The 18,141-nt window shown below is 74.8% G+C and carries 15 protein-coding genes; 7 read left to right on the top strand and 8 right to left on the bottom strand.

Annotated features, from left to right (window positions below):
• Window positions 1-93 precede the first annotated feature (93 nt).
• Entirely contained in the window at window positions 94-1,245 is a 1,152-nt protein-coding gene (locus O7625_RS01800; protein WP_067313977.1) for an FHA domain-containing protein, read from the top strand.
• A 227-nt stretch (window positions 1,246-1,472) separates the two neighbouring features.
• Window positions 1,473-2,525 (top strand): acyl-CoA desaturase, encoded by a 1,053-nt coding sequence (locus O7625_RS01795; protein ID WP_282343824.1) that lies wholly within the window; start codon window positions 1,473-1,475, stop codon window positions 2,523-2,525.
• 66 nt (window positions 2,526-2,591) lie between these two features.
• Here the strand turns inward: O7625_RS01795 and rocD are convergent, their stop codons facing one another.
• The 4 genes from rocD to O7625_RS01775 form a co-directional block, all read right to left on the bottom strand.
• Window positions 2,592-3,806, bottom strand: coding sequence for an ornithine--oxo-acid transaminase (gene rocD / locus O7625_RS01790; RefSeq protein ID WP_282343822.1), 1,215 nt, complete (start codon window positions 3,804-3,806; stop codon window positions 2,592-2,594).
• On the bottom strand, window positions 3,803-4,618 hold the full coding sequence (gene ddaH, locus O7625_RS01785) for a dimethylargininase (protein ID WP_282343820.1): 816 nt from the start codon (window positions 4,616-4,618) through the stop codon (window positions 3,803-3,805). The genes rocD and ddaH overlap by 4 nt, the downstream gene beginning before the upstream one ends.
• 353 nt (window positions 4,619-4,971) lie before the next feature.
• Window positions 4,972-5,850 carry a DMT family transporter gene (locus O7625_RS01780; protein ID WP_282343818.1) on the bottom strand — a complete coding sequence of 293 codons (879 nt, stop codon included), beginning with the start codon at window positions 5,848-5,850 and terminating at the stop codon, window positions 4,972-4,974.
• 206 nt (window positions 5,851-6,056) lie between these two features.
• Entirely contained in the window at window positions 6,057-6,359 is a 303-nt protein-coding gene (locus O7625_RS01775; protein WP_348773982.1) for a winged helix-turn-helix domain-containing protein, read from the bottom strand.
• Window positions 6,360-6,610: 251 nt separating this feature from the next.
• Here O7625_RS01775 and O7625_RS01770 point away from each other — a divergent pair, with 251 nt between their 5' ends.
• Window positions 6,611-6,997 (top strand): hypothetical protein, encoded by a 387-nt coding sequence (locus O7625_RS01770; protein ID WP_282343816.1) that lies wholly within the window; start codon window positions 6,611-6,613, stop codon window positions 6,995-6,997.
• A 62-nt stretch (window positions 6,998-7,059) separates the two neighbouring features.
• The gene (locus tag O7625_RS01765) at window positions 7,060-7,866 is read left to right on the top strand and encodes a DNA-formamidopyrimidine glycosylase family protein (RefSeq protein WP_282343814.1); all 807 of its coding nucleotides are present in this window, start codon (window positions 7,060-7,062) and stop codon (window positions 7,864-7,866) included.
• Between the two features lie 21 nt (window positions 7,867-7,887).
• Here the strand turns inward: O7625_RS01765 and O7625_RS01760 are convergent, their stop codons facing one another.
• The 4 genes from O7625_RS01760 to O7625_RS01745 form a co-directional block, all read right to left on the bottom strand.
• Window positions 7,888-8,754, bottom strand: coding sequence for an aminoglycoside phosphotransferase family protein (locus O7625_RS01760; protein WP_282343812.1), 867 nt, complete (start codon window positions 8,752-8,754; stop codon window positions 7,888-7,890).
• 448 nt (window positions 8,755-9,202) lie between these two features.
• Entirely contained in the window at window positions 9,203-10,150 is a 948-nt protein-coding gene (locus tag O7625_RS01755; protein WP_282343810.1) for a hypothetical protein, read from the bottom strand.
• Between the two features lie 93 nt (window positions 10,151-10,243).
• Window positions 10,244-11,614, bottom strand: a complete 1,371-nt coding sequence (locus O7625_RS01750) for an FAD-dependent oxidoreductase (protein ID WP_282343808.1) — start codon at window positions 11,612-11,614, stop codon at window positions 10,244-10,246.
• A 159-nt stretch (window positions 11,615-11,773) separates the two neighbouring features.
• Window positions 11,774-12,913 (bottom strand): glutamate--cysteine ligase, encoded by a 1,140-nt coding sequence (locus O7625_RS01745; RefSeq protein ID WP_282343806.1) that lies wholly within the window; start codon window positions 12,911-12,913, stop codon window positions 11,774-11,776.
• A gap of 201 nt (window positions 12,914-13,114) precedes the next feature.
• Between O7625_RS01745 and lysX the strand changes: the two genes are divergently transcribed.
• The 3 genes from lysX to O7625_RS01730 are packed head-to-tail and all read left to right on the top strand — an operon-like array spanning window position 13,115 to window position 18,131.
• On the top strand, window positions 13,115-16,474 hold the full coding sequence (gene lysX / locus O7625_RS01740; protein ID WP_282343804.1) for a bifunctional lysylphosphatidylglycerol synthetase/lysine--tRNA ligase LysX: 3,360 nt from the start codon (window positions 13,115-13,117) through the stop codon (window positions 16,472-16,474).
• Entirely contained in the window at window positions 16,471-17,196 is a 726-nt protein-coding gene (locus O7625_RS01735) for a DUF998 domain-containing protein (RefSeq protein ID WP_282343801.1), read from the top strand. Before lysX ends, O7625_RS01735 begins: the two co-directional genes overlap by 4 nt.
• Complete coding sequence (locus O7625_RS01730; protein ID WP_282343799.1) at window positions 17,193-18,131, top strand: alpha/beta hydrolase; 939 nt, start codon at window positions 17,193-17,195, stop codon at window positions 18,129-18,131. Before O7625_RS01735 ends, O7625_RS01730 begins: the two co-directional genes overlap by 4 nt.
• Window positions 18,132-18,141: the final 10 nt, after the last annotated feature.

The raw sequence follows: 18,141 nt of genomic DNA, 5'->3' as shown, positions 1-18,141 counted from the left end.
AAGGCAGCGCCTGCCCACCGCCGAGTCGGCGCGGGCGCTGGTCGGGCCGGCGGTGGCGGCCCGGCAGAGCGACGAGATCCCCCGGAGCGCGCGATGAGATTCGAGATCAGCAAGGTGCTGGACGCCATCGAGGGGCGGGTCTGCACCGACCCGTCCCTGGCCCGAGCCGTCCTGGACCTGGCCGAGGTGATCCGCTACCAGGACCTCGACGGGGGCCGTCCGGCGAGCCTGCTGCGGCTCGGCATGGTGATCGACGCGCTCTCCCGCGAGCTGGCCGAGGACAGCGTCCCGGTCTACGCGGTCGTGCACCGGGCGCTGCTCTCCGACGCCGACCTCACCTCCAACGAGCGGATGGTGGTCCGTCGCTGGGCCGACGACGGCCTGGTGGAGGTGCTCGACAACCCCGGTGACCGGATGCTGGAGGTGGCCGACCTGCTCGGTCTCCCGGTCGTCAGCCGGGTCCGCTGGGACGGCCTGCGCGGTCGGTTCCCGTGGCTGGTGGAGCAGCCGGGGCGGGTGGTCGCCCCGGTGCCCGGTGCCGGCGGTCCGGCCTTCGTCGCCCACGTCGGCGGCGGGCACACCCCGGTCGAGGGCGACCGGTCCCCGACCGGCGGGCAGTTGCTGGCCCGGCAGTGGCGCTGCCCCGAGCCGGGGTGCGCGCTGTTCGGCGGCGGCGGTGGCGGTGGCGCGTTCGCCGACCTGGCCCGGGTGGACCGCGCCCCGGCCGGTCAGCCGCCGCCGGCCCTGCGTAACGGTGTGCCGACCTGTCCCCGGCACGGGGTCCGGCTCTCCGACGCCGGCCCCCGGCCGCGCAGCGAGGTGCTGGCGATCCGGATCGGCGGCCTGATCCGCCGCCGCTTCGTGCTGACCGAGGACCAGCCGGTGACGGTCGGCCGGGCACCCGAGGAGTCCGGCGGCGTGATGCTCGGCCAGTGGCTCAACGACGAGGCGCGACGCTGGATCAGCCGGGCCCACGTCCGGTTCGAGCTGCGGGTCGGCGAGGTGATCGTCACCGACGTCAGCACCAACGGCTCCGGCATCCGGCCGAACGGCTCGATGACCGAGGCGGAGCGGGTCGCGTTGGCCCCGAAGCAGTCCCGGGTGCTCGGCGGCGCGGACATGGTGGAGCTGTATCCCGGGGTGCAGATCGGCCGGGCCCGCGAGCTGCCCACCGGCGCGGCGTTCACCCCGACGTCGGTGATGGCCGAGGCCCCCACCATGGCGATGCGGCTGCCGCGCAACTGACCGGCACCGCTGCCGGGGGTGCGCCCCCGGCACGTGTCCGGAGCCCCGCCACCGTCACCGCCCCTGCCCGTCGGGCGGCGGCGTCCCACCGGGCGCGGGTCCAGTAGGGGTAACACCACCCCGGAATCGGGGGCTGACAGGATTGTCCGAAGCGGTCGATGTGGCGAGGATTGGTCACGGAGGGTCGCACACCGAGTGCTACCCGCGTTACCGGAAGGCGACATCAGATGAGTTCTTCGACGTTGGCAGCGTCGACCGCCCGGCGGGGCAGCGACTACGCGCGCCTGTCCCGCCGGGTCGCCGAGGCGGGGCTGTTGGATCGGCGCCCCAGCCGGTACGCGGTCCGCATCGTCGGAACCCTGGGCGCTTTCCTGGCCGGCTGGGTCCTGGTGGCAATGGTCGGCGACTCGTGGTGGCAGCTGGCGACGGCGGTCGTGATGGCGGTGGCCACCACCCAGGTGGCGTTCCTCGGCCACGACGCCGGGCACCGGCAGATGTTCCGCCGCCGCGGTCCCAGCGAGGCGGCCGGCCTGATCGCCGGCAATCTCGCCGTGGGCCTCAGCTACGGCTGGTGGGTGGACAAGCACAACCGACACCACGCCAACCCGAACCACGCCGACGACGATCCGGACGTCGGCGCGGGCGTGCTGGTCTGGACGGACGAACAGGTAATGGCGACCCGGGGCCTCGGCCGGTGGATGGCCCGCCGGCAGGCGTGGCTGTTCTTCCCGCTGCTCCTGCTGGAGGGGCTGGCGCTGCACGTGGCGAGCATCCGGGCGCTGACCGACCGGGAGCCGGACGGTAGCTGGCGGGTGCCGATGCGGCACCGGGTCGTGGAGGCGCTGCTGCTGGTGGTGCACACCGTCGGCTACGTCGGCCTGCTGCTGGCGGTGATGTCACCGGGGAAGGCGCTGGTCTTCGCCACCATCCACCAGGCGCTCTGGGGGCTCTACATGGGGTGCGCGTTCGCCCCCAACCACAAGGGCATGCTGATGCCGACCGACGAGGACGACCTCGACTACCTGCGCAAGCAGGTGCTGACGTCGCGCAACGTGGCGGGCGGCCGGCTCGTCGACCTGGCGCTGGGCGGCCTCAACTACCAGATCGAGCACCACCTGTTCCCGAACATGCCCCGGGGCAACCTGCGCCGGGCCCGGCCGCTGGTCCAGGCGTACTGCGCCGAGCAGGGCATCCCGTACGCGGAGACCGGGCTGATCGACTCGTACCGGCAGGGGCTGGCGCACCTGCACGCCGTGGGCCGACCGCTGCGCGAGGGCTGAGCCCGGGACGTCGGCGGAAGGGCGCCGGGACCACCGCGGTCCCGGCGCCCTTCCCGTGGTACGGGGTCAGCCGGCCAGCACCGCGGCGAGCTGCGCCACCGCGTGGTCGATCTCGTCGGCGGTGATCACCAGCGGCGGGGCCAGCCGGATGGTCGAGCCGTGGGTGTCCTTGGCGAGCACCCCCCGCGCCATCAGCCGCTCGCAGGCCTGCCGGCCGGTCATCAGCGCCGGGTCGATGTCCACCCCGGCCCACAGCCCGCGTACCCGCACCGCCACCAGACCCTTGCCGAGCAGCCCTTCCAGCCCGGCCCGCAACCGTTCCCCCAGCTCGGCGGAGCGGCGCTGGAACTCGCCGGTGGCCAGCAGCCGGACCACCTCGGTGCCGACCGCGCAGGCGAGCGGGTTGCCGCCGAAGGTCGAGCCGTGCTGGCCCGGCTTGAGCACGCCGAGCACGTCGGCGTCGGCGGCCACCGCGGAGACCGGGACGATGCCGCCGCCGAGCGCCTTGCCCAGCAGGTACATGTCCGGCACGACGCCCTCGTGGTCGCAGGCGAAGGTGCGCCCGGTCCGACCCAGGCCGGACTGGATCTCGTCGGCGACGAACAGCACGTTCCGCTCGGTGCAGGCCCGGCGTACGCCCGGCAGGTAGCCCTCCGGCGGCAGCACGACCCCCTGCTCGCCCTGGATCGGCTCCAGCAGCACGGCGACGGTGTTCTCGTCGATCGCCGCCTCCAGCGCCGCCAGGTCGCCGTAGGGGACCACGGTGAACCCCGCCGTGTACGGCCCGAAGTCGGCGCGGGCGTCCTCATCGGTGGAGAAGCTGACGATGGTGGTGGTCCGACCGTGGAAGTTACCCTCGGCGACGATGATGTTCGCCCGCCCCGGGGCGACCCCCTTGACCTGGTAGCCCCACTTGCGGGCCACCTTGATGCCGGTCTCCACCGCCTCGGCGCCGGTGTTCATCGGCAACACCAGGTCCTTGCCGCACAGCGCGGCCAGCTCCCGGCAGAAGTCGGCGAACTGGTCGTGGATGAACGCCCGGCTGGTCAGGGTGAGCCGGTCGAGCTGCTGGTGGGCGGCCCGGATCAGCTCCGGGTGCCGGTGGCCGAAGTTCAGCGCCGAGTAGCCGGCGAGGCAGTCCAGGTAGCGGCGGCCGTCGACGTCGGTGAGCCAGGAGCCCTCGGCGGAGGAGATCACCACCGGCAGCGGGTGGTAGTTGTGCGCGGTGTACCGCTCCGCGTCCCGGACGGCGGACGGGGTCCGCAGCATGTCGTCGATCACTGGCTCGCCTTTCCCTGACGGAGTCGCAACGTGCAGCACTTCGGTCCGCCGCCGGCCTTGCGCAGCTCGGACAGGTCGACACCGATGGTCTGGTAGCCCCGGTCGCGCAGCTGCGCGGCCAGTCCGGTGGCCTGCGCGGGCAGCACCACGTGCCGGCCGTCGCCGACCGCGTTGAGGCCCAGCACCTCGGCGTCGGCCATGCTGGCGTGGACCGCGTCCGGGAACAGCCGACGCAGCACCGCGCGGCTGCCGGGGGAGAACGCCTCCGGCAGGTACGCCACGGTCCGCTCGTCGAGCACGGTCAGCGCGGTGTCCAGGTGGTAGAAGCGCGGGTCGACGAGCTGCAGGGTGATCACCGGATAGCCGAAGACCTCCTGCAGCTGGGCGTGCGAGGCGTGCGCGGTGCGGAACCCGGTGCCGGCGAGCAGGCGGTCGCCGACCAGCAGCACGTCGCCCTCGCCCTCGTTGACGTGCTTCGGGTCGTACACCTCGAAGCCGGCGGCCTCGAACCAGGCCCGGTAGGCGGGGGCCTCGTCGGCGCGCTGCGGGTCGCGGAACTGCACCGCCATCGCCCGGTCCCCGATGACCGTGCCGCCGTTGGCGGCGAAGACCATGTCCGGCAGGCCGGCGACCGGGTCGATCAGCTCGACGGTGTGGCCGAGGTCGAGGTAGGTGCGGCGGAGCTGCTCCCACTGCCGGATCGCCAGCGCGGTGTCGACCGGCGCGGTCGGGTCCATCCACGGATTGATGGCGTAGTCGACGGCGAAGTACGTCGGCCGGCACATCAGGAAGCGCTGGCTGGTGGCGTCCATCGGCATTGTCCTGCTCCCGGGTTCGGGCGCGCCCGGCCTCCGTGGCCCACGGGCTGGCGCCGTGGCTCAACGGTATGCGGGCCTGGGGTGCGACAACCACCGCCGACACTTGCGTACCACGGTGGTTCGTTGCGTCTGGCCCGGCGGCAGTGGCGATCCGTTGCGTGGGGCGGACGCGCGAAGGGGCCGCCACCCCGGCGGAGGTGACGGCCCCTGTACGCATCGGTGGCGGCGAACCGCTGCCCCCGAACGAGCGGGTGCCCGGCTGGTGAACCACCAGACTGGTCGGGCGGTGCCGGCGAGCCGGCTGGTCCAACGTCGCCGGCGAACCGCCGGCGAGATCAAATGTGCCCTCAGAACCGGTCCACAAACTGTGAGTCAAGCCACTCGCGGAACCGGGCCACCCAGTCGCCGTCGGTGGTCGGCCAGTCGAACTGACCGGTGAAGGCGAGCACCCCCAGCACCACCGCGGTCAGGCCGACCAGCACGCCGAGCAGCGCGTCCGTGGTGCCGGCCACGTGCCGCCGCCGGGTCGCGACCAGGCCCAGCACCGCGAAGACCGCGCCGAGCGCGCCGAGGGCGATGCCGTACCCGGCCAGGGTGCCGGTGAGCACGAACGCCGCACCCACCACCGAGACGACCAGACCGAGGGTGGCGAGCAGGCTGGTCCGCGCCTTCGGACCGGCCGCCACCGGGGGCTCCGGGCGGGCCTCGTCGGCGGCCACCCGGTCCCGGTCGGCGGGGCGGGCGGCGACAACGGCCGGTGCAACGACACCGGCGGGTGCGGCGGGCGTCGTCCGGTCGGCGGGCGTCGTCCGGTCCCGGTCGCCCGGGCGGTCGGCGTCCACCGGGCGCGGTGCGGTCCGGACCGGAGCGGTGTCGGCGACCCGGATCGGGTCGGTCGGCGTACGCGGCTCGTCGTCGACCGGTGCGGGCCGGGTGGCAGCGGCGGCGCTACGGGTGCCGTCGACGGCGCTGCGGGCGGTCGCCGCCCGCGCCAGCGCGGCGCGCTCCGCCGCCCGCTGCTCCGCGTCGCCGTCGCGCTGGCCGTCGGTGCGTCGCGCCACGTCGGCGTCGCGCTGGCCGTCGGCGACCGGCGACCCGCTGCGGTACGTCGTCCGGTCGCCGTCCCGGTCCGTCACCACCGGCTGGCCGTCGCGCGCGTCGACCACCCCGTCACCGTTGCTGTCCTGCGCCGTACGACGCCGCAGGAGCGAAGGAACGTTCACCACCACACCTCCTTGTCGATGCGTGCAGCCCTCGGAAGGGTCGGTGGCCGCCACGCGGGAACGACCGGTATGTACCCCGTGCGTCGATCGACCACACTCCCGCTGTCCGGGCATGGCCGTCCAAGGAGGCGCGACCGTGGCGGTGCGCGCCCGGTCGCCGGCCGACCGGCGTACCGGACGCCTCACCTCGGCCAGGTCCGCGTGCGGGGCTATGGCCGCGCGGCGACGAACGTTCCCCGGGCGTGAACGGTGACGACCAGACCGCGTTCGCGCAGCTCACGCATTGCCATCCGGACGGTTCCCCGGGCCACGCCGTACGTCTGCTGCAGGTGCAGTTCGCTGGGTAACGGTTGGCCGGGCCGCAGCTTGCCCTCTTCGATCTCCCTGGCGAGCCGGTCCGCCAACTGCCGGTAGAGCGGCACGTTGTGCAGCGGGCTCGTCATGGGCGGCAGCGTAAACACGCACATGATCTGTACGTGTCCGGGGATGTCCAGCGTGTAGACGTCTAGCATCTGAACGTATAGTGACTGTACGTTTGTCACAGCCAGTACGAAGGCGGCCCCCGGCCAGCGATTGCGCCGCTGGCCGGGGGCCTTGATCGCCCGCTAGGAGGCGACCCTTGAGCACCCTACCCACCCTGCCCGCCTGCGGAGAACTTGCGACGGTCCGGATCGAGTTGTATACGCCGGGCTCCTTGGACGCCTGCGTGTACGCCTGCGCAGCGCACATCGTCCGCGCGGCTGTAGCCGTTGACAGAGCCGGCTTGGCAGCACAGCTGACGGGCATGGCACCGGACGTGGAGCGGTCCTGTGGTTACGTGTTCGTCTTCTCGACCGGGACCTTCGGCGATGCTCCGGCCGACCTGGTGCACCCGTGCTGGTGTAACCGGGACGACTGCGAACGTCGGGGTCAGCACCGCTCCCGTACCCTCAGCGCGGGCACCAACCGGCCAGCAGCGTTCGGCGTCGATGTGGCCCTGGTGCAAGCCGTGCACCCGGCCGCTGAGCCGATGGTGCGCCTGACGAGCGTGGAGAGCAGCACGCCAACGAGCCTGGTCCTGTCGGTCGGGCAGACGCGGATCTTGCGGTACCGCCTGGCCAACCTGCTCGACACGGCCAGAGCGGAGCGCAACGGAGGGCGCTGGGCGTAGTCCAGCCGGCGAGGGAGCCGCCCCGTTCGGAGCCGGGCGGTTCCCGACTACCCTTGGTACCCGTGCCAGAGGGACACACCATCCACCGCCTGGCGGCCCGGCACGCCGAGCTGTTCGCCGGGGACAAGGTCACCGCCAGCAGCCCGCAGGGCCGCTTCACCGAGGGCGCCGCCGTGCTCTCCGGCACCGTCCTGGACGGCACCGAGGCGTACGGCAAGCACCTGCTGCACCACTACGCCGACGAGCGGACCCTGCACGTCCACCTCGGCCTGTACGGCAGGTTCACCGACGGGGACGGCGAGCCGCCCGTACCGGTGGGGCAGGTCCGGTTGCGGCTGGCCAGCGACCGGCACTGGCTCGACCTGCGCGGACCCACCGCCTGTGAACTGCTCACCCCGCCCGAGGTGGCGGCGCTGCGCGGCCGGCTCGGCCCGGACCCGCTGCGCGCCGACGCCGACCCCGACCGGGCGTACGCCCGGATCCGGCGCAGCCCCACCCCGCTCGCCGCGCTGCTGCTGGACCAGTCGGTGGTGGCCGGCACCGGCCTGATCTTCGTGACCGAGGCGCTGTTCCGGGCCGGCCTGCGGCCGACGCTGCCCGGCCGGCAGCTCACCCCGGCGGGCTGGGTGGCGCTCTGGGCCGACCTGGTGACGCTGATGACCCGGGCGGTGGGGCGCGGCCGGATCGACACCGTCCGCGACGCCCACCTGCCCGAGGCGATGGGCCGCCCCGCCCGCGTCGACCGGCACGGCGGTGAGGTGTACGTCTACCGCCGTCCCGGCGAACCCTGCCACGTCTGCGGCAGCCCGGTCAGCCGGGGCGCGCTGGCCGGTCGCAACCTCTACTGGTGCCCCACCTGCCAACCCTGACCCCGTCCCCCGGTCGGTGGCTCAGGGGCCGTCGACCAGCCAGCTGGCCACCTCGACCTGGTTGGTGAAGACCGTGTCGCCGTCCAGGCTCCACGCGAGGCAGTGCGCGACCGTCCAGTCGGCCACCCGTTCCCGGTCCAGCCCGAGCGCGCCGGTGATCCGGTCCAGCCGCCGCCGTACCGCCGCCGGGGAGTGCCCCAGCTCGACGCCGCGCACGATCGGCACCACCGCGAACTCCCGTTCACCCAGCAACGGCTTCGGGTCGATCACCAGCCACGGCTCGCGGGTCGCCCGCAGCACGTTGCCGGCGTGCAGGTCCTGGTTGACCAGGACCTGCTCGCCCTGGCTGTCGACCAGCCGGTCCAGCCGGTCGAGCGCCGCGTCGACCAGTCGCCGCTCGTACGGCCGGCCGGCCCGTTCCCACGCGCGGGGCAGCCGCCGCCGCCAGCCGGCGGCCTCCTCGGCGAGCGGGGTGAACGGCCCGGCCGCCCGCCGCCACAGCCGGGGCAGCAGGGCGGCGACCACGTCCACCGCCTCGTCGGCGGGCAGCTCGTGCAGCGGCGAGCCGGGTCGGCACCGCTCCACCAGCAGCGCCCGTCGCCGCGGATCGTGGGCGAGCAGCCGGACCGCCGCCTCGCCGTCCCAGTGCGCCAGCGCGTCGGCCTCGTGCCGGCTGTCCGGATCCGGGTACTGCAACTTCAGCACCGCCGAGGTGCCGTCGGGCAGCTCGGCCGGCATCGCCAGCGAGGCGAACGCGTACGGAAAGGGCGGCCCGAGCCGCAGCGACCACTGCTGCGCGCACTCGTCACGCCACCGGGGCAGCGTCGCCAGCCACTCCGGCCCGCCCGGTCGCCGCCGCACCCACGACAGGCCCGCCGGTATCTCCACCCGTCCATGATGCGGATTGTGGAGAGTTGTTGTCGTCCTGGCGACAACAACTCTCCACAAAGACACCAGCCCGCCGGCGACAGTGTCGGTCAGTGCGCGTGCGGGCGGCGTTGCCCTGCCGGCTCTCGCAGCGCACCCGGCGTCGGTGCGCGGTCCGCTCTCGGAGCACCCGGTGTCAGCGTGCGGCCCGGCGTCGGTGCGCGGTCCGGTGCTCGCGTGTGGGGCGGTGTTGCGCGTGGCTCGTTGTCAGCGCGCGGCCCGGTGTTGGTACGCGGCCGGGGGTCGGTGCGCGGTCCGGTGCTCGCGGGTCGGGCGGTGTCAGCGCGTCGGCCGGTGCCAGTGTGCGGCCGGGTGTCAGTGCGTGGGGCGCTACTCGTGCGTGAGGCGGTGTCGCGTGCGGTCGGGTAGTAGGGCGGTGGAGCGGGTGGGGTGGAGTGGGTGGGGCTGGTCAGGGGTGCCAGCCGGCGGCGGTGAGGGCCGCGCGGAGCTGGGCCGCCACCTCTTCGGGGCGGTGCCGGACGTCGAAGGCGGTGAACCGCAGGATTCGGTCTCCGGAGATCCAGACTCCGTTCTGCCGGCGCAGGTCCGCCGCCCAGTGCCGGACGTCCATGTGGTGCGCCCCATCGACCTCGACGTGCAGGCCCCATCGCCGCCAGTAGGCGTCCAGGTACCGCACTCGCCCGTCGGCGTCCCGCCGCCGTTCCTGCAACTCGGGCCGGGGCAGTGCGTACCGGCGACAGAGCCGGACCAGGTCGATCTCGGACAGCGCCTCCGCCCCGCCGGCCAGGTCGCCGATGGTGTGCCGGATCAGGGTCGCCCGCCGCAGGCAGGGCAGCCGGCGGGTTACCGTGTCGAGTTCCCCGGGGGTCACCCGGCGCTGCTGGCAGCCGGCGGCCAGCACCGCCTGCGCCTCGTCGTCGGACCTCATCCACTGCGCGGCGTCGACGAGCGACCGGGCCATCGTGGTGCGGTCCGGCCGCCCCCGCTGCCGGTCGTCGTCGCCGAGGTGCCGGGTTCGGCGGACCCGCACCGCCGGCATCCCGAGCGGCAGCCGGCGCAGCAGGTCGGGGGCCTGGCGCTGGTACGGGATCAGCACGTCCACCGCCTCGTGCCGCCACCGCCCGCGGAGCCCGGCCGCCTGCGCCGCCGCGAGACCGGCCAGGACCGCGCCGTCACCGGCGGCCAGTACCGCCACCCAGCGCGACTGGTCGACGGTCACCGGGCCACCGCCGACCCGCAGGATGCCCCGGCAAACCCGCTCCCAGCGGCCGGTGGCCAGCAGGTGGCGGATCCGGGAGGGGGTGAGTTCGGCGGTGGCCTGTGCCCAGCTCACCACCCCCGCCTGCGTGAAGAGCAACCAGTCGAGGGCGGCATCGTCGTCGCCGGGCATCCGCATCCGCCGAGCAGACCATGCTTTGTGGAGAGTTGTTGTCGCCAGGGCGACAACAACTCTCCACAAAGCGCGCCGCGTGGCGGGGGGACGGGGGTGTCAGCGGTCGAGGGCGTCGACGGCCTTGCGGGCGGCGATCAGCACCGGATCCCAGACCGGGGCGTACGGCGGGGCGTAGCCGAGATCGAGGGCGGTCATCTCGTCCACCGTCATCTCGTTCCACAGCGCCACGGCCAGCGCGTCGATCCGCTTCGCCGCCTCCGAACGGCCGACGATCTGCGCGCCGAGCAACCGCCCGGTGGGACGTTCGGCGATCAGCTTCACCGTCATCGGTTCGGCCCCCGGGTAGTAGCCGGCCCGGTTCGTCGACTCGGCGATCACCGAGACGAACTCGAACCCGGCCGCCCGGGCGTCCCGCTCCCGTAGCCCGGTACGCCCCACCTCCAGGTCGCAGACCTTCGTCACGGCGGTGCCGATCACCCCGGGGAAGGTGGCGTACCCGCCACCGATGTTGATCCCGGCGACCCGGCCCTGCTTGTTGGCGTGGGTGCCGAGGGGGACGTGCACCGACATGCCGGTGACCCGGTGCAGGGTCTCCACGCAGTCGCCGGCCGCCCAGACGTCGGGCACCCCGACCACCCGCATCCGCCGGTCCACCAGCACCCCGCCGGTCTTGCCGAGCGGGAGGCCGGCGGTGGCGGCGAGCGCGGTGTTGGGGCGTACCCCCAGGCCGAGGACCACCACGTCGGCCGGCACCGGGCCGGCGGAGGTGACCACCGCGGACACCCGGCCGTCGCGCTGCTCGACCCCGCTGACCGTGACGCCGGTACGGATCTCGACGCCCAGCCCCCGCATCGCCTCGGCGACCAGGCGGGCCATGTCCTCGTCGACCGTGGCCATCGGCTGCTCGCCCCGCTCGACCAGGGTGACGGCGAGCCCGCGCTGGATCAGCGCCTCGGCCATCTCCACCCCGATGTAGCCGCCGCCGACCACCACCGCCCGGCGGGGCGCGGGGGTGTTGTCCAGCCAGGCCCGCAGCCCCGCCGCGTCGTCCAGCGTCTGGATGCCGAAGATGCCGTCGACGTCGTCGTCCGCCCAGTCGGGCAGGTTCGGGACCGCGCCGGTGGCGTACATCAGGGTGTCGAACCGTTCGCGGACCTCGCCGCCGTCGTCGAGCCGGCGGGCGGTGACCTCCCGCCGGTCGAGGTCGATGCCGGTGACCTCGGTGCGCAGCCGCACGTCGATGGCGAAGTCGTCGCGGAAGGTGGCCGGGTCGCGGGCGATCAGCGCGTCCCGCTCCTCGACCAGCCCACTGATCCAGTACGGGATGCCGCACGCCGAGTACGACGTGAAGTGTCCCCGCTCGAACGCCACGATCTCCAGGTCGTCGACGCCCCGGCGACGACGGGCCTGGGAGGCCGCCGCCATCCCGGCGGCGTCCCCTCCGACGACGATCAGCCGCTCTGCCACGACGCCCACTCTTCCACGCACCGGCCGTCCCCGGGCGGCCCACCGACACCCCGGCCGCCGTCGGGCCGGTCCGCACGACGACGGTCACCGACACGCCGGTCGCCGGAACGACGACCGGCGTCGGGTCGGCCGGCCCGACGGCGGCCAGTCCCGGGCCGGTCAGCCACGGGTCTGCCGGGCGACCTCGGCGACCACGTCCTCCAGCCGGCCCGACCGGGCGAACACGGCCCGCTGCCGGGCGGCCCCGGTGCCGTGCCGGCGCAGCCCGGCCAGCAGGTCGGTCACCTCGGCCAGGTCGTCGTGCGCCTGAAGCGCCGGGCGGACCCGCTCGACCAGCCGGTCCACCAGCTCCCAGGCCGGGCACAGCTCACCGTTGGCCAGGTCGACGCCGTCGCCCTCCAGCCCGTCGTGGGCGGCCCGCCAGTGCGCGGCGACCAGCAGGTGGTGGTCGGTGTTGACCGCCGGGCGGCCCGCCGCCACGTCCGCCATGGCGGTGGCGACCAACGCCCGGACCAGGGCGGCCACCAGCACCGCGTCGTCGACCGACGGGCAGACGTCGCCGATCCGGACCTCCACCGTCGGGTACTTCGCCGACAGCCGGGCGTACCAGTAGAGCATCCCCTCGTCGAGCATTACCCCACTGGAGATCAACTGCCGGATCAGCCGCTCGTAGTGCTCGTGGGACTCCAGGTAGGGGGTGGGCGCCACCGACGGCCAGCGTTCCCACTCGACGGACCGCCAGCTCGCGTACCCGGTGTCGACGCCCTCCGAGAACGGCGAGTTGGTGGTCATCGCGTGCAGCACCGGCAGCCACGGCCGGATGTGGTTGAGCACCTGCACCCCGGTGTCCGGGTCGGGGACACCCACGTGCACGTGCATGCCGTTGTTGCCGGGGCCGGGCACCAGCAGCCGGAACCGCTCGATCATCCGGTCGAAGCGGGGCTTGTCGACCACCGCCGGCACCGGTCCCGCCACCGGCCCCGTACCGATGGCCAGCACCCGGACGCCGGCCCGCTCGGCGGCGTCGGCCAGCGCGCCGCGCAGCACGCCCAGCGAGTGCCGGATCGACGCCAGCTCCAAGCCCGGCGGGCTGCCGATCTCGATCTGGCTGGTCTGGAACTCCCGCTCCACCTGCCCGCGCAGCTCGGCCGGCACCTGCTCCATGACCAGGTCGACGGCGGGCACCGCGGCACCGGTGTGCGGATCGACCAGGAGGAACTCCTCCTCCACCCCCACCGTGAGCCGGTCGACCCCGGTCCGCTCCGGAGTCACCTCCCCGGCCGCCACCCCACTGGTCATCGCCATCACCGTCCGTCCGTCCCGGCCGCGGCGGGTCCGCTGCGGTCCTGCCCGGCCCATTACCCGCGGTGTCCGGCGGAGAAAACGCGACACGGCGAGCCGTCGCGCCGGATGCTTACCATGACCCGGTCCGCCGACCGGTGCCGTGCCGCACCCCCGCCCCGGCCGGGGCGGGTCGGGGCGGCGAGGGAGGGAGGCCAGGTGACCCCGACGACGGTGGCCCGGGAGGCGTCCCCGCTGCCCGTCCGGCCCGGCCAGCCCGTCCGGCCGCCCGCGCCGGACTGGCGGCGGCAGGTGCCGAGGATGTTCGCGTCGCTGCTGTGGTTCGTCGCCGCGATCTGCGCGCTGGCGGCGGTGAGCAGCGCGGCCAACGCCGAGTTCCAGCCGGTCCGCAGCACCATCGACACGCTGCTGGTGCCGGCCCCCGCCAATCTGGCGTACGCCGTCTTCCTCGGCACCCTCGCCGCGGCCGTGCTGCGCCGCAAGCGGCTGGCGTACTGGGTGCTGGTCGTCTACTTCATCCTCAGCCTGGTCGTCGGCGTGCTGACCGGCCTGCTGCTGGTGACCGTCGGCGCGGACCAGCTCACCGACGACGCCGGCCGACGGCTGTTCACCCTGGTCGAGACCGTCGGCGTCTGGGTGGGCACCGGCTTCGCCGCCGTCGCGCTGGCGCTGCTGCGGGCCGCCCGACGGGAGTTCTACGCCCGGGTCCGCAGTGGCAGCACCCGGCGCGCCCTCGGGGTGTTCTTCGGCCTCGCCGCGGCGGCCGTCGGGCTGGGTTACCTGCTGCTCACCGCCGTGCCCGGCAGCCTGCGGAGCTGGCTGGACCGGGTCGGGTACGCCATCGAGAAGGTCTTCGGCGGGGCGATCACCCTGGACGTCACCCGGCAGGGCCAGGCCCCCGGCTGGGTCAACCTGCTGCTCGGCGGGATGGGTGCGGTCGCCTTCCTCGCCGGCCTGTTCACCCTGCTGCGCTCGCAGCGCGCCGCCGCCGTGCTGCACCCCGACGAGGAGCAGCGGATCCGGGAACTGCTGGCCCGGTACGGCGACCGGGACTCGCTCGGCTACTTCGCCACCCGGCGGGACAAGGCGGCGATCTTCTCGGCCAGCGGCAAGGCGGCGCTGACCTACCGGGTGGTCAACGGGGTGAGCCTGGCCAGCGGCGACCCGGTCGGCGACCCGGAGGCGTGGGGGCCGGCGATCACCGCCTGGTTGGACCAGGCCCGGGAGTACGCCTGGACCCCGGCGGTGATGGGGGCCAGCGAGATCGGCGCGCGGGCCTACCACCGGCACGGGCTGAAGGTGCTGCAACTGGGCGACGAGGCGATCCTGCTGGCCCGGGAGTTCGACCTGGGCGGGCGGGACATGCGGCCGGTCCGGCAGGCGGTGCACCGGGCCGAGCGGGCCGGTCACACCGCGCTGGTCCGCCGGCACCACGAGATCCCGCCGGACGAGCTGGCCGACCTCGCCGCGCTGGCCACCCGCTGGCGGGACACCGAACACGAGCGCGGCTTCTCGATGGCGCTGGGCCGGCTCGGCGACCCGGCCGACGGCGACTGTGTGCTGGTCGAGGCCAGGGACGGCAGCGGCCGGGTGCGGGCGCTGCTGTCGCTGAGCCCGTGGGGGGCCGACGGGTTGTCGCTGGACCTGATGCGTCGGGACCGCACCGCCGACAACGGGGTCACCGAGTTCATGGTGGCCGCGCTGCTCGGTGCCGCGCCCCGGCTGGGCGTCGAGCGGGTGTCGTTGAACTTCGCCGTGTTCCGGTCGGTCTTCGAGCAGGGCGCGCGGATCGGTGCCGGCCCGGTGATCCGGTTGTGGCGGCGTACCCTGCTGTTCTTTTCCCGCTGGTGGCAGTTGGAGTCGCTGTACCTGTCCAACGCCAAGTACCAGCCGCACTGGACGCCCCGCTACCTGTGCTTCGGCGAGCGGCGGGAGCTGGCCCGGGTGGGGTTGGCCGCCGCCGTCGCCGAGGGCTTCCTGGCGTTGCCCGGTGGCCGGCCGTCCCCGCTGCACGGGGTGCCCCCGGCCGGGGGCGGGGTGGGTTTCGTGCCGCCCGACGCCGGTGCGGTGCAGGCGGTCAGCCCGGAACCGGCCCGCGAGCAGCTTCCCGAGCAGGTCCGGGTCCGGCGGGCGAAGCTGGACCGGCTGCGGGCGCAGGGCGTCGAGGCGTACCCGGTGGGGTGGCCGCGTACCGACGACTGCGCGGCGGTGCGGCGGCGGCACGCCGGGCTGGCCCCGGACACCGGGACCGGGGAGACGGTCTCGGTGGCCGGGCGGGTGCTGCTGGTCCGCGACCACGGCCGGATCTGCTTCGTCACCGTCCGTGACGGTGGCGGCGACCTGCAACTGGTGCTGGAGAAGGAGCTGGACCGGTGGCGGGCCACCGTCGACATCGGCGACCACGTCGGCGCGACCGGCGAGGTGTACGCCACCCGGCGCGGCGAGGTGTCGGTCCGGGTGGCCGACTGGCGGCTCACCGCCAAGTGCCTGCGCCCGCTGCCGGACAAGCACCACGGCCTGGCCGACCCGGAGGCGCGGGTCCGCCGCCGCTACCTGGACCTGGCGATCAACCCGCAGGCGCGGGAGCTGCTGCGGGCGCGTAGCGCCACCCTGACCAGCCTGCGGCAGACCCTGGTGACCCGGGACTTCCTGGAGGTGGAGACGCCGATCCTGCAACGGGTGCACGGCGGTGCCAACGCCCGCCCGTTCGTCACCCACAGCAACGCCTACGACCTGCGGTTGACCCTGCGGATCGCCCCCGAGCTGTATCTCAAGCGGCTCGCGGTGGGCGGCGTCGAGCGGGTGTACGAGCTGGGCCGGGTGTTCCGCAACGAGGGCGTCGACTTCAGCCACAACCCGGAGTTCACCGTGCTGGAGGCGTACCAGGCGTACGCCGACTACCACGACATGCGGGAGCTGGCCCGGGAGCTGATCGTGGCGGCGGCGGTGGCGGTGCACGGCGCTCCGCTGGCCCGTCGACCCGACACCGGTGAGCTGGTGGACATCGGCGGGCCGTGGCCGGTGCACACGGTGCACGGGGCGGTCTCCGCCGCGCTGGGCGAGGAGGTGACCGTCGAGACCGGGGTGGCCACCCTGCGCCGCCTCGCCGATGCGGCCCGGGTGCCGTACGACCCGGGGTGGGAGCGCGCCGAGCTGATGTCGGAGCTGTACGAGCGGCTCGTCGAGGCGGCCACCGACCTGCCCACCTTCTATCTGGACTTCCCGACCGAGGTCTCGCCGCTGACCCGCCAGCACCGGGCCGATCCCCGGTTGGCCGAGCGGTGGGACCTGGTGGCGTTCGGGATGGAGCTGGGCACCGCGTACTCGGAGCTGGTCGACCCGACCGAGCAGCGACGGCGGTTGACCGCCCAGTCGCTGAAGGCGGCCGGCGGTGACCCGGAGGCGATGGAGCTGGACGAGGACTTCCTCACCGCGCTGGAGTACGCGATGCCGCCGACCGGTGGTCTGGGGCTGGGCGTGGACCGGCTGGTGATGCTGCTGACCGGCCGGTCCATCCGGGAGACCCTGCCGTTCCCGATGGTCCGCGAGTCCTCGTGAGCCGCCCCCGCCCGCACTCTGACCCGGACCCGGCGTCCGGGTCGGCGGGCCGTGCGGGCGACGGGCACCGGGCCGCCCGGACCGGGGCGGCGGTGGCGTTGCTGGCGGCGGCGGTCTGCTACGCCTCCTGGCTGCTCGCCCCGGTGCTCAATCCGGGGCTGCGGCCGGTGCGGAGCTACCTGAGCGAGCTGGCCGCGCGGGACCAGCCGTACCACCTGTTCTTCCAGCTCGGCGACGTGGTGACCGGGCTCTGCGCGGTGGTGGCCGGGGTGCTGCTGGGCCGGGTGGCCCGGGAGGTGCCCCGGGTGGCCCGCTGGGGGCTGGTGGTCTTCGGGGTGGCGACCGCCGTGGACGGCGGCTGGACCACGATGGACTGCGCGCCGTCGGTGGACGCCCGCTGCGCGCGGCTGGAGGAGCTGGGTGAGCTGTCCTGGCGGCACCAGGCGCACACCGTCACCTCGTCGGTGGCGGTGGCCGGGGCGTTGCTCTCCCTGGTGGCGCTGCTCGCCGTGCTGCGCGGCCCGGCCCGCCGCCGGGCCGGCCTGGTGGTGGCGGTGGTGCTGGCGGTCGGCACGGTCGGGACGCTGGTCGCCTCGGTCCACCCGGGGTACGGGCTGGGCCTGTGGCAGCGGACCCAGCTGACCGGGCTGTCCGGCTGGCTGCTGCTGGCCGCCGCCGTCGCCCTCCGGGGGACCGGCCCCCGCCCGGAGCGGCCCCGGTGACCGGCCCGCCCGCCGACCGGCCCGCCGCCGGCGCCGACCGGGTGGTCCGCCCCGCGGCCGACGACGACCGGGCGGTCCGCCCCGCGGCCCACGACGACCGGGCGGTCCGGCCCGTCGCCGAGGCCGACCGGGCGGCCCGGGCCGGCGGGCCGGGGGTGCTGCTCTGCCCGGGGATGGGGGAGGGGGCATCGACCTGGGACCGGCTGGTCCCGCTGCTGACCGCCGCCGGCTGCCGGGTGCGCCGGCTGGACCGGCCGGACGACGGCCGGGTGCCCACCCTCACCGCCGAGCTGGGCCGGATCGACGTGGCCGTCGCGGGGCTGGGCCGGCCGGTGCTGGTGGCGCACTCGGCGGCGGCGTTGCCCGCCGAGGCGTACGCCCGGCGGCATCCGGGCCGGCTGGCCGGGCTGGTGCTGGTGGATCCGAGCCTGGTGGATCCGGGCGGGGCGGCGCGGTGGGGGTGGTGGTCGGCGCGGTCGGCCGGCGCGGCGGCGGCGCTCGCCCCGGTGCTGGCCGGAGGGCTCGACCGGTCCGGGCTGGCCCGTCGGTGCGGCCCGTGGGCGTGGCGGCGGGCGGTGCGCCGGATGAGCGTCCGGCCGCCCGACCCGGCGTCGGCGGTGCCGTGGGGGTCGGGGGCGGTGCTGGTGGGGGCGTTGACGCAGTGGCTGGCGCATCCGGCGGTGGCGGCGGAGCTGCTGGCGTTGCGGGCGGTGACGCCCGCGCCGGTGCTCCCGGTGCGGGTGCTGACCGCGCTCGGCGACGTGGCCACCCCGGCCGGTCGGGCGGCGTGGCGGGTCGGGCACGCCCGGTTGGCGGCGAGCTTCCCGGCCGGTCGGCAGGAGGTGCTCCGGGACGCCCGGCACCTGGTGCACGTGGACCAGCCGGCGGTGGTGGCCGCCGCGGTCGCGGCCGTCCGGCGTGACAGCGGGTCCTAGTCTGGGGCGC

It is taken from the genome of Micromonospora sp. WMMD714, from assembly GCF_029581315.1.
GTDB classification, from domain to species: Bacteria; Actinomycetota; Actinomycetes; order Mycobacteriales; family Micromonosporaceae; genus Micromonospora; species Micromonospora rifamycinica.
The sequence above is the reverse complement of the archived record's forward strand: the minus strand, read 5'-3'. Positions and strand labels throughout refer to the sequence as shown.

Excerpts from the sequence above, each read along its gene's own strand:
- O7625_RS01775 (WP_348773982.1), bottom strand. The coding sequence starts at position 6,359 with ATGCTAGACGTCTACACGCTGGACATCCCCGGACACGTACAGATCATG.
- ddaH (WP_282343820.1), bottom strand. The coding sequence starts at position 4,618 with ATGGACGCCACCAGCCAGCGCTTCCTGATGTGCCGGCCGACGTACTTC.
- O7625_RS01800 (WP_067313977.1), top strand. The coding sequence starts at position 94 with ATGAGATTCGAGATCAGCAAGGTGCTGGACGCCATCGAGGGGCGGGTC.
- O7625_RS01745 (WP_282343806.1), bottom strand. The coding sequence starts at position 12,913 with ATGACCAGTGGGGTGGCGGCCGGGGAGGTGACTCCGGAGCGGACCGGG.
- O7625_RS01755 (WP_282343810.1), bottom strand. The coding sequence starts at position 10,150 with ATGCGGATGCCCGGCGACGACGATGCCGCCCTCGACTGGTTGCTCTTC.
- O7625_RS01795 (WP_282343824.1), top strand. The coding sequence starts at position 1,473 with ATGAGTTCTTCGACGTTGGCAGCGTCGACCGCCCGGCGGGGCAGCGAC.